This is a genomic window from Legionella feeleii (assembly GCF_001467625.1).
Lineage (GTDB): Bacteria > Pseudomonadota > Gammaproteobacteria > Legionellales > Legionellaceae > Tatlockia > Tatlockia feeleii.
Map to the genome: position 1 here is coordinate 130,762 of NZ_LNYB01000080.1, position 12,285 is coordinate 143,046.

Below are 12,285 nucleotides of genomic sequence, written 5' to 3' on the forward strand. Positions count from 1 at the left end.
GAAATACAACGCGTAGTGACAATCGTGTTCAGGTAAGTGGTGCAGTTTGAGAGCTTGCCAATTTGAGATTTTAATTTGTTAGCCATTCAGGTTACTATCTATGAGTCGGTTTTTTAGGGCACTTAATCCTTTTTCTAAATCATCCGGTATTTCTCCCCGGACTAAACCCATGCTGAGTATATTAGCCTCGGATGAAATAACCGATTTATTACCTCAGGAAATTATTCAATTACAATGGGAAGACAATTTATCCTGGGAAAGAACACTTGACGCAACGTACTTATGTTTAGTGGGTGAACATTATGAGCACCCGCCTGTAGCCGCTCAAAAAACTATATTTGAACAAGTCATGACAGCTTTTTTCCGACCCTATCTCATCCCGGTTATGATTGGCTCCGAGCTCCATGCTCTGCATAAACATAACCGTCAAACAGGCATTAAAGGCGTTTTAGACTATTTGGTTTTTCCTTTATTAGCACGTAAATTAATTTCTGATACCTATTTAGAGCATAGAAAAAATACGCCTATTATTAACTCTATAGCCTGGGGAATTGCTATTCCACTTGAAGTGATCAGACACTCAGTGGGATTAGCACTTACAATCGCTCTGGTTCCCGTCGTCGCATTAGTTCATCTTTTGAGAAATTTAATTAATGCATTGTCAGGGCTAGAAATGGGCACTGACGTTAAAAACAAGGATCGAGTTGTAACGATAATCTAATAACACACTAATGCTACTCCTGCTAATGGGGGCAGCCCCTGACTCCGTAACACCGGATAGAAAGTGATGAACCTGTAGTATCAGAGCAAGAATTATGCTGTAATCTTTACTATCTATTTGAAATAAAGTGCAAAGACATTAGGTTGCTGATTTTAATGGTAATTCAGGCAATATTGTGTTGGTTTCACTTCTGTGGGTGAACCTGCTAATACACTGAATTGGCATAACAACAGCGACCTCACGGCAGCATAAAAATAGTGTAATGACAAGCGAGCATCCTTTTAATTTCACTGATAAAAGTATATTAAATTGGAAACAAAAATAGCCTCAAGCCGGCATCCATTGATCACTAAAGAAGTACTGATATCCAGTCTCGGCAATACCATTGAGTGGTTTGATTTTGGGCTTTTTATTTTCATGGCGCCCATGATCGGTGCTAAATTTTTTCCACAAGCATCAGCTGGCAGTGGAACCATTGACGTTTTAATCTTATTTGCAGTTGGTTTTCTTTGTCGACCACTCGGCGGTATCTTTTTTGGTTATTTTGGAGATACGCGCGGCCGTACAAAAACATTAAGAATTTCTATCTTGATTATCACCATATCAACCTTGTTGGTGGGTGTTATTCCGTCTTATGAGACGATAGGGGTAACGGCTCCAATCCTGTTCATCCTACTCCGTTTAATACAAGGGATATCGATTGGTGGCGAATACAGTGGAATCATGATCTACCTCGCTGAATCAGCCCCGCAAAACAAACGGGGCCTTATCACCAGTTTTGCAGCAATAGGTGCAAATCTAGGGTTTTTATTTGCCACAATCACCTTGATGCTCATTCATTTATTTTTTACTGAAGAGGCTATTACACATTGGGCATGGCGCCTACCCTTTATTCTCATAGGATTACCAGGCTCATTAATCATTTATTACCGGTTTAAATTAGCTGAAACGCCTGTTTACTCGCAATTACAAAAAAGACATCGCATTGAGTCCTACCCATTTAGTGCGGCTATTAAGTTCGCACCCTACCAGTTGCTGAAAATTTTTGGACTTACTTGCATGGGCTCATCCTTTTACTATGCATTCTTTGGTTATATGCCAACTTATCTGGAACACTATATTGGCTTTTCATTCGCCGACGCATTCATCATGAATAGCCTGATGTTAGTGCTAATGCTGTTTACAGTACCTTTGGCAGGCCTGTGTGGTGATTATTTTACCCGACGAAAAATACTGATAATCACCTCGACAGCCGTTATCGTTTTACTTTTACCCTGCTTTTATTTCCTGCAGTCCAAATCGATATTCCTGGCGCTCTTAGCTCTGGCTATAGCAACTGTTTTAAGCTCACTCGAGCAAGGAAATACGCTAACTGCTATTGTTGAAAATTGCCCTGAGAACGTTCGCTATAGCGGAATAGCATTCTCTTATAATTTGGGAAATGCCTTATTCGGCGGCAGTGCGCCATTGATTATTACTCTACTGACAGAAAGAGCAGGCCTTATCACACCGGCTTATTATCTAATTTTTATGGCAAGTATCACGTTGCTTACCTCAACAACCTTATTGAGGAATAACCAGTCTTTAGGGCCTCTTCGCAAGCATCACGCCTTAGAATGTCAATGAATCAGCGGCACCGTCGTTAACTCATTGTATTTATGGGCCTCCAGGAGATGGCCGAGGTGGCTCATCTGCTTCAACCGCGTTATTCTCAAAAACCTCTTCGTTTTGGTTCTCTTTTAACTGTTCATTTTTTGGGGAAATGTCTTTTACACGATTAGCTCCTAAAATATTTCTGAAGAAATCCACAACCACCTGGCCGAAGTTACGCTTATCCATTCTTTTTGCCAGTTCACGATGGCCATAGCTAATCATATTATTTTCAACGTTGATAGATGGCTCTGTGCCGCTATTTGAAAAATCTATATTAATTGTGCCCGCCGCTTTAATGACATAATCAGAACCCTTTTTTGGCAAAAGTCGTGGGTTCTCTGAATCAACCTTCATTTTTCCAGCGACTAGGGGATTACTTATAATCAGGTCTTTTACTGTTGCGAGCTCTTGAATTTTAAACCCGGTTTTACTGGTAACGATGTTAATTGATACATCCATTTGACCTACTGTGGCGAAGGGTATATCCATATCCAGATCTTCATCGTATTCCTTCATTGAAACGGCCAGTGGACTTGATACTGGGTACATAAACCCGCCCTGGTGGAAACTCTTCTTTAAATAGTCAACGATTTCGCCGGCTTTGGTTTGGTCGAGAGGTTGCATATCTTTTAAAATGACTTTTTGAAAAAAAGATTCAACATCCTCTTCACTCTCGAATCCATTGAACTGATCAGCATATTCCTTAATCGGAACTCCATTAATTTTCATTCTACCTTGCAGGGATTCTCTAACCCAATCCAATTGAAGATTAGCATCACCAGTGTTTGCTTTAGAAATATCTACTGGACTATAGCGGCTGCGGAATTTTTCCCATTTTCCTTTTCCCATGAGTGATGCTTCGTTACAACGGGGCATACATTAATTTTAGACTGTTTATAAATTTGAGGGCGAACTATGGGGGCACTGCTTGTATTTTGCATCCGTATTGATTGTTGAATACAAGAGTCAAGCCTTGATCCATGCGTGCTTCAGATAAATAGCCAGCGTAACCTGGTTACTTGCAACCAGGGGTTTACAGGAAGCGCCTCTGAGCAGGCAAACTTTCCCCTTTGCCCAAGTTAATATGAGAGCGCGCCTTAGGGAATAAGAAAAAAAGGAAAGCCCCTTTCTCTCTATCTGTGTTGACTCATATGAGTGAATTCTGGTGAATTAAAAATAGTAGATGAAATAGAAATCCTGGTTGCAAGCAACTAGGCTACGCTTGCTGATTTAATTTTTATAAATAAAGCTGGTTTGTCAAATCTACCATCAGGTTTTAAAGCTTATCTTATTTTTGTACCTGAAAATATTAGAGCTTCAGAAACAGTTTTAGAAAATATCTTTGCTATACCACAGGATTTTAATTACCTTGAAACAGATGATATTGTTGTCATTAATCCAGAAAAGAATTCGATCAAAGTCGCTTTCAGAAAAAATAGCCAATTTAACTCAATATTAGTCACAGAAAATTGCAACAATTTCTGCTTGATGTGCTCTCAGCCACCAAGAAACATTAATGATAGATATTTAGTTAATGAAATTTTATCTATGATTCCTTTAATAAGCCCAACCGCGGCTGAAATAGGTATTACTGGCGGTGAGCCTACATTATTAGGTAACGACCTCGTTACCATGTTTAAACGCTTTAAAAATCATCTACCAAGGACAGCTATCCATGTTTTAACAAATGGCAGGAACTTCATAGATACGCAACTAGTAAAAAACATCGCCAAAGTAGATCACCCTGACTTAATGTTTGGCATTCCACTTTATTCAGATGTACCAAGTATCCATGATTATGTGGTGCAAGCTAATAATGCCTATAATGAAACGCTCAAAGGAATTATTAATTTAAAATCAGTTAATCAAAAAGTTGAAATTCGGGTTGTTCTTCATAAGCAAACTTATCAGCGTTTACCCCAACTTGCTGAGTTTATTACTCGCAATCTCTTATTTGTAGATCATGTGGCTCTAATGGGGCTTGAAATGATGGGCTTTACTAAAGCTAATCTTGATTCTTTATGGATTGATCCTATCAACTATCAGAACGAGCTTGCTCAAGCAGTTCAAATTTTACATCGGTTTGGTATGAATGTTTCAATCTATAATCATCAGTTATGCTTGCTTGATAAAACCCTTTGGCGATTTGCTAAAAAAAGTATTTCTGATTGGAAAAATGAATATATGCCTGAGTGTAGTGAATGTTCCATTAAGGACAAATGTGGTGGATTCTTCAGTTCAGCACACTTTAAATATAGCAGCCATATTAAGGCAATATCGTAATTAATATGTGTTTAAAAATTAAAAAATAATAAACACATGGATGTCATTAAAACTAATGATGCTGTGTATAATTCCGGAGTTAAATTGACTAATACAATCACAAAAAAACCAAATTATATAATTCATCTGATTTATGCAGGTTCTTTTTTATTGGCAGTATCGTTGGTTATTGCTTATTTAGTTTGGAGCAAAAACCAATTAGCAATTCGTCATAAAGAACTGGAAGAAAAAATTAGAATAAATGAACAAAAGCGTTTGGTTCAAGAAAGAGAGCACAAAATTAAAATAAAGCTTTGTATGAATAAAGCTATGGAGCTTTACAGTCAAGACTGGGCAGAGGCTTGTATACAGCAAAATAGAAAGAATAAAAATGGATTTGAGAACTGCAGAAACCGAGCAGATGCTTATGTAAAATATATGAAAACATCTTATACAACAACCGAAGAGAGTGCTCGTCTTTACAACTATCAGCTAGCCCAATGTAAAAGCTTATATAGCTTCAGTAATAAACCTAACCTAAACTGCAGCTTACCAACTACCCTAGCTCATAGCGTGAATGCCGGATTAAAAAAATACGAACAAACTTGTCGAGAAATAATATAACTCTGTAAATCGTTTTAATTTGAGGCAGCACTTAGCAGAGCTTGAATTTTTAGCGTTGAATACTGAACCCATTGGTAGAAGTGGATTCTATAATGTAGGTAATATGTAAATATCTGAGATGTAAAATGAAAAAAGCAATTGTTATATTAACATGCATATTTAGTCTAAACTGCTTTGCCTCTGATTATTCTTATGACGTCTCAGGAGAAGATGAAAACGGCAAAGAACTTGAGGGCACTATATACTCCAATAAAGGAGAGCAAGAGGTTACCGGCGAGTTAACCGATGAGGATGGAAATTCAGTTGAATTTGAGGGTCAATGGGATGGGCAAGGGCATATTAGTGGTGAAACGGAGGATGGTGTTTCAGTAGACCTATACACTGAATAAGTCATAATACTAAGTAAAAGTGGGGCTTAGGGCCAGAGCTTGAATTTGAGTATTGAACACAAGATTCAAGGCCTGCCCCATTGGTGCAGCAATGACACTTTCAACATCCCATGCAGTACTTCTCAAGCAAACCAACCTTCTTTTTTAGTTTAAGAACTTGTGGGCAGGGCTGAATTTGCTCACTTCGTGGGAGGTATGAGCCATGACCTACCTTGTTTCTCTCTGTAAATAAATATCTCATTTGGTAATGCTTCACCTCTATAATACGTTTTTGATAAGATATTTTTTACATCAGCTAATGTTCCATTACTGTATAAATCGTAATAATTTCTTTTAAACTGATTCGAGTTCTCACTAGATTTTATATGTAGAATCATTTCACAATTCCTTGTAAATCATCGGGTTATTTCCCAAGTTTCTTATTGTTCCTCAACCTACTCCTTATTTAATTATAGGTATAAGATAACATGAGGGTCGTCATTTATTTTTCAATATGCACATTAAGAGATCAATTAGTGTAACTTCATTGTCGAAAGAAGAAGAAAAGCTTCGAGCTGAGGCAAGGAGCAAGAATTAGCACCCCGCAGCGAGCCCCCTGAAAACACACTAAATTTTCCAGTTGCAACTCACTGCGGAATAAAATAAGATTGAAACGCGTTTTAAGTTTAAATGCACTAAAAGCGCTGATAGGAGGGATTGCAGTCCCCCGCTACCAGCTAACCACAATCTATCCAGGAGATAAATTATGGCTGACGTCATGTTATTTCATTTGCATTCCTTTTTTCAACGTTTCCTTCGTAAGAAACGGCATAAAATCCCCCTTTTTTCGACGTGACCCTTAGGTTTTGTTAGCTATTTGCGCAAGTAAATCGCTAAACGAACACTAATGTTTCCAATACTCACTGCACGGGTAGGAACAGTCACGTCTCTTGCCCGTGTTCTTTTAATGTAGGTCGGGTCTTGACCCGACTGCTGTTGGGTGAGTTTCCCAACCTACGCTGGAGAACAACATGGACAGTAACAGAATGAATGAACATGCTTTTATTCATTACCACACCGCGAAACAGAAACAGTTTTTTAAAGCCTTTGCGCGTGATTACTTAACCTATTTAGGTAATCCAAACCCTAGCAACAAGCAGCTTGCTGAAGTGCAGACCTTGTTGTCACAGGCCTGGGTACAGCGGCCGCTTTGTATCGATGGGCGCTTAACCCCGCGTGAGCAACAGTGTTTGTATTTATCCTCGCTGGGGAAAAGTATTAAAGAGATTGCTAGCTTTTTTGCGGTGTCGGAACGGCAGGTTGTGTGGCTTCGCAATACTATTTTTCAGAAACTTGGTTGTAAAAACATAGCGGAGGCGATTGCCAAGGGTTTGCGCTATGGGGAAATCGCAGCGCCTGAGTAAGGCCGGTGTAAAACCAGCGGTTCCCCAAAATTATGGCAACACGATGTTGGGCAAAGGTCCAATCTACAATAAAGGAATAAATCATGACACAACTTTTAATCGTTGAAGACAATGTTATCTGCCAACAGATGTATCGTTCGTTATTGAGTGACGAGTATCAATTAACCCTCGCAGAAACTGCACAACAAGCATTGGAAACACTGGCCACCCAATGCTTCGACTGCATCCTGCTTGATTTGGGTTTACCGGATAGGCCGGGTGAGGAAATTTTACCGTTGATTCGGGCAATCCCTCTCTATGAAAGGACACCGATTATTGTGATTTCAGCGCATGTGGATGAACCTTTGGGAAAACACTGTCTGGCGATGGGGGCAAATCAGGTTTATGTGAAACCCTTGTTGCCGACGATGTTGCGGCGGATGGTGGAGAGTACGTTGATTTAAAGGACTATTGCGGAGTTGCTCCCTTATGTAGGTTGGGTCGTGACCCAACTTACTAACCTGAGAATTCCCTGAAATGATATTCCAGAAGTTTTTGTTGGGTCGCGACCCAACCTACTTCGACTGCATCCTGCTTGATTTGGGTTTACCGGACAGGCCGGGTGAGGAAATTTTACCGTTGATTCGGGCAATCCCTCTCTATGAAAGGACACCCATTATTGTGATTTCAGCGCATGTGGATGAACCCTTGGGGAAACACTGTCTGGCGATGGGGGCAAATCAGGTTTATGTGAAACCCTTGTTGCCGACGATGTTGCGGCGCATGGTGGCGAGCGTGTTGATTCATTGATGTTGCGAGTGTTTGAATCCCCGGGTTACAGCCTTTGGCTTAACCCGGGCTACATTAAAATGCGAGCTCTGTGCGGAGGTGGGAATCTTATGATTATTATGGCAAGGAATCCAGCTTTGCCGATTTTTTATGGGGTTTTTGTTTTTTAAACATAAAGGAAATTTGTCCCCCACGCTCAAGAATAGCCTCATAAATTGGCTCTATGGTGTTGATACCGTGTTGGAGCCTCAATGCCTGTAAAATATCATTTGAAGTAATGCGGCAACACTGGAGGCTTTTTCTCACGTATCGTCCATTTTTAATAATGATAACTTTCTCCCCTTTGATGTACTTTCCAATCCCATGACTTTTATAGGTCAAGTAAGCGAGGAAACGGTAAACCAAAACAATCAGTGTGCAGACAATCATTGAAGGCAAGAGGGGAATATTATTGACAATGGCTTCACCTAATATGGCACCGAGAATGATGTAAATAATAAAATCCAGCGGGGAGTGATTCCCATAAAGGCGTGACAGGTTAACCCTGAACAAGATAATCGCATACAAGGTAATGACCAGGCCGCGTAGATACAAACCGTAGTCCCAAATTTCGCCAAACCCGAAGAACTTTTCCATGTCAGGGATCCTTTCTTTATCGTTAATTCTAGCATAGCAAAGCACAGCGCCTGTTTGAGAGCCGTCTGTTCAACCGCACATTAGGTGACGCTTGGGGAATCGGATGGGTATGAGGCGGGATGCCTGTGATCTGCCGTATTGGTAGAATTTCGTTATTGATTGGGCGGTAAGGCATCTTCCCCGCTTTCGCGGAGAAGATTAAAGGAATGACAAAGCTTAGTCTAACTCAACATCGGTTTCAGTGTCGGTTTGTGCCAGGAATTTATCTTCGTGGTCGATGATGAATCCTGCAAAAATACGTACTAAACGATCATCCAGTTTTTCCGGATAATGGACGCTGACAGTCCAGGTCATATCGCCCAAATTGCGACTGATTTCAGCAAGAGGATGAGGGTTGTCAGGGGTTTCCAGGATAGCAAAACGGTGGAAATCGGGAGTTGCGTAGGCTGCTGCAATCTCCTTGTAATTTCCTTCTTCATCGTATTCATAGATAGTGAATTTTGCGGCTTCCAGTGTTGCAAACTTGCCGCTGATTAAACCAATTTTTACACCGCGGGTATCATAAATATCAATGTCTTTTGCCCAGTGATACAAGATGCCAGGTGACAACACGCGAGTAATACCAGTCGCTTGCCAGCCATCTTTATTCGATAAGTCATAGTTGTCACGAATACGGAAAGCACTCTTCTTTACTGTTCCGGGGTAGGTGTCTTGTTGTGCGGATTTAATCTGGTACTGCTCAGAATATTTATAAACATGTTTTGAAATGGTAAAGGTATAAGGATGATCCTCATGAACGCTTGCCAAGGCTACAGACGACAATATTGCAAATAGAACAAACAGGCACGATCTAAATGATTTTCGCATTTTCTACTACCTTATATTGATTAATAATATTGCAGCAAGCATGAGCCAGGACTCAGTAAATAATCCAAATAATTTACAGAGTTACCTAACTTCAGGCAGCAGTATCATAAAGCAAATTGCTAAAAAAGTACTAAGGAAATTTGTTACGGCAGGTATCAATAACAATTGTTTCTAGGCTTCCACAGCCACGGCATGCCCTGCGCCTGGTTCCGGCTTGGTAATCCACACGATGGGAATTAGAGCCAGGAAGATAAGCGATGAGACCCAGAAAATATCATTTAATCCCAGCGTATCGGATTGTACATCGACGATGCGGTTAAACAGTGCGTAACTTTGTTGTTGGTCGATACCTAAAACATTCTGGCTCAGACTGATGAAATCATTGAAGGTTGTTGTGTAGGGTGTCGATTGTTCGGTTAACTGCGAGTGATGCACAATCGCGCGGTTATTCCAGGTCGTGCTCGCAATGGAGGTGCCAATGGCACCGCAGAAGACGCGTGCAAAATTGGATAGGCCTGCAGCCGCCGCGATCTTGTCGGTAGGTAATCCGGCAAGAATAATAAGCGATAGCGGGATAAAGAACATGGCAACAGGAATCCCTTGCAATAAGGTAGGGATCACCAGGGTCCAGGTGTCGACATCGCTGGTATAAAGCGAGCGTAGATAGAAGACAAGAGCAAAAAGAAGAAAGGCAATAGTTGTGATCACCCGGGCATCACTCTTGGGTAAAATTCGTCCGACAATGGGTGAGCAAATCACCGCAAAAACACCCAGGGGCGCCATCACTAATCCCGCATTGAGCGAAGGATAGGCCAGATCTTGTTGCAGCCATTGCGGTAATAAAACCAGGTTACCAAAAAACACGCCATAACCCACTGCGATAGCGATTGTACCGCCAGTAAAATTGCGGCCGGCAAAGAGGGTGAGATCGATCACCGGATTTTTCTGGGTTAACTCCCAGACGAGAAAGTAGCAAAAGCCTACGCCTGCAATAATAGCGAGGATAACGATTTCGGATGAGTTAAACCAATCGAGATTTTTGCCCTTATCGAGCATGATTTGCAGGGCAGCAACCCAGATGATCAGGAGTATCAGGCCGACTGTATCAATCGGAAAAATTTTTCTTTCTGTCTCACGATCATGATAAATCCACCAACAGACGACAGCAGCAAATAGGCCGACCGGGATATTGATGTAAAAAATCCAGGACCAATCATAACTCGCCGTTATCCAGCCTCCCAGGGTCGGGCCGGCAATGGGGCCGACGGTGGCAGTCATTCCCCAGAGCGCTAATGCAATGGAGCTTTTTTCCCGGGGATAAGAGCCCAGCAAAATAGCCTGCGATAAGGGAATCAGGGGACCTGCAACAAAGCCTTGCAATATTCGGGCAAAAAGTAAAAAAGGTAAATTGGTTGCCAGGCCACAAAGCCAGGAGGTCAGCACAAAGAGTATTATAGCCCCTGTAAACAAACGAACCTGGCCAAACCGCAAGGTTAGCCATCCTGTTAAAGGGATCGCAATCGCATTAGCCGCTGCAAAGACAGTGATAACCCAGGTCCCTTCATCGAGAGAAACACCGAGATTACCAGCAATGGTGGGAATGGCGACATTGGCGATTGATGAATCAAGGACAATCATAAAGGTAGCGAGGGCAACCGCTATCGTTGCGATGACAAGCTTTGCCCCTTCTAAAGGAGGGGGAGACGCATGTTGCGCTTGTTCGCCAGTCATTGGGACGATTCCTTTGCGGAGCTGGGGCTAGACCCTTGCTTCTTGGGTGCAAGATTCATGGTTTTGGCTACATTTTCCTGAATGACTTTCATGGTCTCGATATCGGCCTGCTTACCTAAATCATCATAAATCGTTGTGGTATACCCGGGTATTTCGGAGGCTTCACTGATGTATTTTCCGCTTTGATCACGAATATTGACGGTAACTAGCATGGATAGGCCAATACGCAGAGGATGCGCTTTCAGTTCTTGCGGATCAATCATAATACGAACGGGCAACCGTTGTACGACCTTAATCCAGTTTCCTGTCGCATTTTGAGCGGGCAAGAGCGCAAAGGCACTTCCTGTCCCTGCGGAAAAACCTACAATCTTGCCATGATATTTTACGGAAGAACCATAGAGCTCTGCGACCAGGGTGGCTGATTGACCAATGCGCATATCCCTGACCTGTTTCTCTTTAAAATTGGCATCTACCCAGACTTGCTCCAGGGGAACAACGGCCATTAATCGGGTACCCGGGGCGATGCGTTGGCCAACCTGCGCCACGCGCCGGGACACTTCACCAGAAGCCGGTGACCGTATTTCACTGCGTTTATAGGCAATATAAGCTTCCCGGAATCGTGCCGCTGCCAATAAAACACTGGGATGCTGTTGCAGGTTTGTATTTTCGGTTAAGGCCCGGTTTGCTAAAAGCGCGGAACGGGCTTGCGTTAGCGAGGCATCAGCGCTTGTAAGGTTGTCTTTCGCATGCGTTAATTCCTCATTCGAAACGGCGCCATAACCTATCGCTGCTTTACGGCGGCTTAAATCTAGATGTGCTTTAGCCAGCGTTGCTTCCTTGTCTTTAATACTTGCAGCTAATCCCTCGTTATTAATAAATAATTGCTGGGTATTGCGTATGGTGGATCCCAGATTGGCTTCGGCCTGTTGCAGTGCAATAAAACTGTCAATCGGATCCAGTTGCACTAAAACCTGACCGGTTTTTACAAACTGGGTGTCGTCCGCTTTTACCGCGATAATCGTACCGCCCACCTGTGAGGTGATGGGGATGACGTTGCCATTCACGTAAGCATTATCAGTTTCCACATAAAAACGCCCTACCAGCAACCAGTACAAGCCATAAAGTACCGCTATCAGCAAAAAAACGAGGGTCATTGAGGTAAGAATAACTTTCCGCTTCTGATGCATTCGCTGTTCATCATCGGGCTGGGTAATAACCTGTTCTGACATTA

The 12,285-nt window shown here is 42.0% G+C and carries 13 protein-coding genes; 8 read left to right on the forward strand and 5 right to left on the reverse strand.

From position 1 onward, the window contains the following. The first annotated feature begins 100 nt into the window (after window positions 1-100). Together Lfee_RS08260 and Lfee_RS08265 are read left to right on the forward strand one after the other, a co-directional pair. Entirely contained in the window at window positions 101-721 is a 621-nt protein-coding gene (locus Lfee_RS08260; protein WP_058445708.1) for a hypothetical protein, read from the forward strand. Between the two features lie 309 nt (window positions 722-1,030). Next, a complete protein-coding gene (locus tag Lfee_RS08265) occupies window positions 1,031-2,347 on the forward strand; it encodes an MFS transporter (protein ID WP_238584901.1) in 1,317 nt (438 codons plus the stop codon). Between the two features lie 30 nt (window positions 2,348-2,377). On the opposite strand, the gene Lfee_RS08270 is transcribed toward Lfee_RS08265, so the two are convergent. Then, window positions 2,378-3,223, reverse strand: a complete 846-nt coding sequence (locus tag Lfee_RS08270) for a hypothetical protein (RefSeq protein ID WP_058445710.1) — start codon at window positions 3,221-3,223, stop codon at window positions 2,378-2,380. A gap of 405 nt (window positions 3,224-3,628) precedes the next feature. Here Lfee_RS08270 and hxsC point away from each other — a divergent pair, with 405 nt between their 5' ends. The 6 genes from hxsC to Lfee_RS08305 all read left to right on the forward strand — a co-directional run bounded on the left by hxsC (window position 3,629) and on the right by Lfee_RS08305 (window position 7,841). After that, entirely contained in the window at window positions 3,629-4,657 is a 1,029-nt protein-coding gene (hxsC, locus tag Lfee_RS08275) for a His-Xaa-Ser system radical SAM maturase HxsC (protein ID WP_058445712.1), read from the forward strand. Window positions 4,658-4,693: 36 nt separating this feature from the next. Further along, on the forward strand, window positions 4,694-5,260 hold the full coding sequence (locus tag Lfee_RS08280; RefSeq protein ID WP_058445714.1) for a hypothetical protein: 567 nt from the start codon (window positions 4,694-4,696) through the stop codon (window positions 5,258-5,260). 125 nt (window positions 5,261-5,385) lie between these two features. Continuing rightward, complete coding sequence (locus Lfee_RS08285) at window positions 5,386-5,649, forward strand: hypothetical protein (RefSeq protein ID WP_058445716.1); 264 nt, start codon at window positions 5,386-5,388, stop codon at window positions 5,647-5,649. Window positions 5,650-6,659: 1,010 nt separating this feature from the next. Beyond that, window positions 6,660-7,052 carry a helix-turn-helix transcriptional regulator gene (locus Lfee_RS08295; protein WP_058445720.1) on the forward strand — a complete coding sequence of 131 codons (393 nt, stop codon included), beginning with the start codon at window positions 6,660-6,662 and terminating at the stop codon, window positions 7,050-7,052. An 83-nt stretch (window positions 7,053-7,135) separates the two neighbouring features. Continuing rightward, window positions 7,136-7,495 (forward strand): response regulator, encoded by a 360-nt coding sequence (locus tag Lfee_RS08300; protein ID WP_058445721.1) that lies wholly within the window; start codon window positions 7,136-7,138, stop codon window positions 7,493-7,495. A 73-nt stretch (window positions 7,496-7,568) separates the two neighbouring features. Continuing rightward, window positions 7,569-7,841 carry a response regulator gene (locus tag Lfee_RS08305; RefSeq protein ID WP_058445723.1) on the forward strand — a complete coding sequence of 91 codons (273 nt, stop codon included), beginning with the start codon at window positions 7,569-7,571 and terminating at the stop codon, window positions 7,839-7,841. 96 nt (window positions 7,842-7,937) lie between these two features. Here Lfee_RS08305 and Lfee_RS08310 read toward each other — a convergent pair whose 3' ends face one another. The 4 genes from Lfee_RS08310 to Lfee_RS08325 all read right to left on the reverse strand — a co-directional run bounded on the left by Lfee_RS08310 (window position 7,938) and on the right by Lfee_RS08325 (window position 12,283). Beyond that, window positions 7,938-8,456, reverse strand: a complete 519-nt coding sequence (locus tag Lfee_RS08310; RefSeq protein ID WP_058445725.1) for a DUF421 domain-containing protein — start codon at window positions 8,454-8,456, stop codon at window positions 7,938-7,940. Between the two features lie 216 nt (window positions 8,457-8,672). After that, window positions 8,673-9,323: a hypothetical protein gene (locus Lfee_RS08315; RefSeq protein ID WP_058445728.1), complete on the reverse strand. Its 651-nt coding sequence runs from the start codon at window positions 9,321-9,323 to the stop codon at window positions 8,673-8,675. Between the two features lie 171 nt (window positions 9,324-9,494). Continuing rightward, window positions 9,495-11,054 carry a DHA2 family efflux MFS transporter permease subunit gene (locus Lfee_RS08320; protein ID WP_058445730.1) on the reverse strand — a complete coding sequence of 520 codons (1,560 nt, stop codon included), beginning with the start codon at window positions 11,052-11,054 and terminating at the stop codon, window positions 9,495-9,497. Beyond that, the gene (locus tag Lfee_RS08325; RefSeq protein WP_238584902.1) at window positions 11,051-12,283 is read right to left on the reverse strand and encodes an HlyD family secretion protein; all 1,233 of its coding nucleotides are present in this window, start codon (window positions 12,281-12,283) and stop codon (window positions 11,051-11,053) included. Before Lfee_RS08325 ends, Lfee_RS08320 begins: the two co-directional genes overlap by 4 nt. Between the last annotated feature and the right edge of the window lie 2 nt (window positions 12,284-12,285).

Excerpts from the sequence above, each read along its gene's own strand:
- Lfee_RS08310 (WP_058445725.1), bottom strand. The coding sequence starts at position 8,456 with ATGGAAAAGTTCTTCGGGTTTGGCGAAATTTGGGACTACGGTTTGTAT.
- Lfee_RS08285 (WP_058445716.1), top strand. The coding sequence starts at position 5,386 with ATGAAAAAAGCAATTGTTATATTAACATGCATATTTAGTCTAAACTGC.
- Lfee_RS08295 (WP_058445720.1), top strand. The coding sequence starts at position 6,660 with ATGGACAGTAACAGAATGAATGAACATGCTTTTATTCATTACCACACC.
- Lfee_RS08300 (WP_058445721.1), top strand. The coding sequence starts at position 7,136 with ATGACACAACTTTTAATCGTTGAAGACAATGTTATCTGCCAACAGATG.
- Lfee_RS08305 (WP_058445723.1), top strand. The coding sequence starts at position 7,569 with ATGATATTCCAGAAGTTTTTGTTGGGTCGCGACCCAACCTACTTCGAC.
- Lfee_RS08320 (WP_058445730.1), bottom strand. The coding sequence starts at position 11,054 with ATGACTGGCGAACAAGCGCAACATGCGTCTCCCCCTCCTTTAGAAGGG.
- Lfee_RS08270 (WP_058445710.1), bottom strand. The coding sequence starts at position 3,223 with ATGGGAAAAGGAAAATGGGAAAAATTCCGCAGCCGCTATAGTCCAGTA.
- Lfee_RS08315 (WP_058445728.1), bottom strand. The coding sequence starts at position 9,323 with ATGCGAAAATCATTTAGATCGTGCCTGTTTGTTCTATTTGCAATATTG.
- Lfee_RS08280 (WP_058445714.1), top strand. The coding sequence starts at position 4,694 with ATGGATGTCATTAAAACTAATGATGCTGTGTATAATTCCGGAGTTAAA.
- Lfee_RS08260 (WP_058445708.1), top strand. The coding sequence starts at position 101 with ATGAGTCGGTTTTTTAGGGCACTTAATCCTTTTTCTAAATCATCCGGT.
- Lfee_RS08325 (WP_238584902.1), bottom strand. The coding sequence starts at position 12,283 with ATGTCAGAACAGGTTATTACCCAGCCCGATGATGAACAGCGAATGCAT.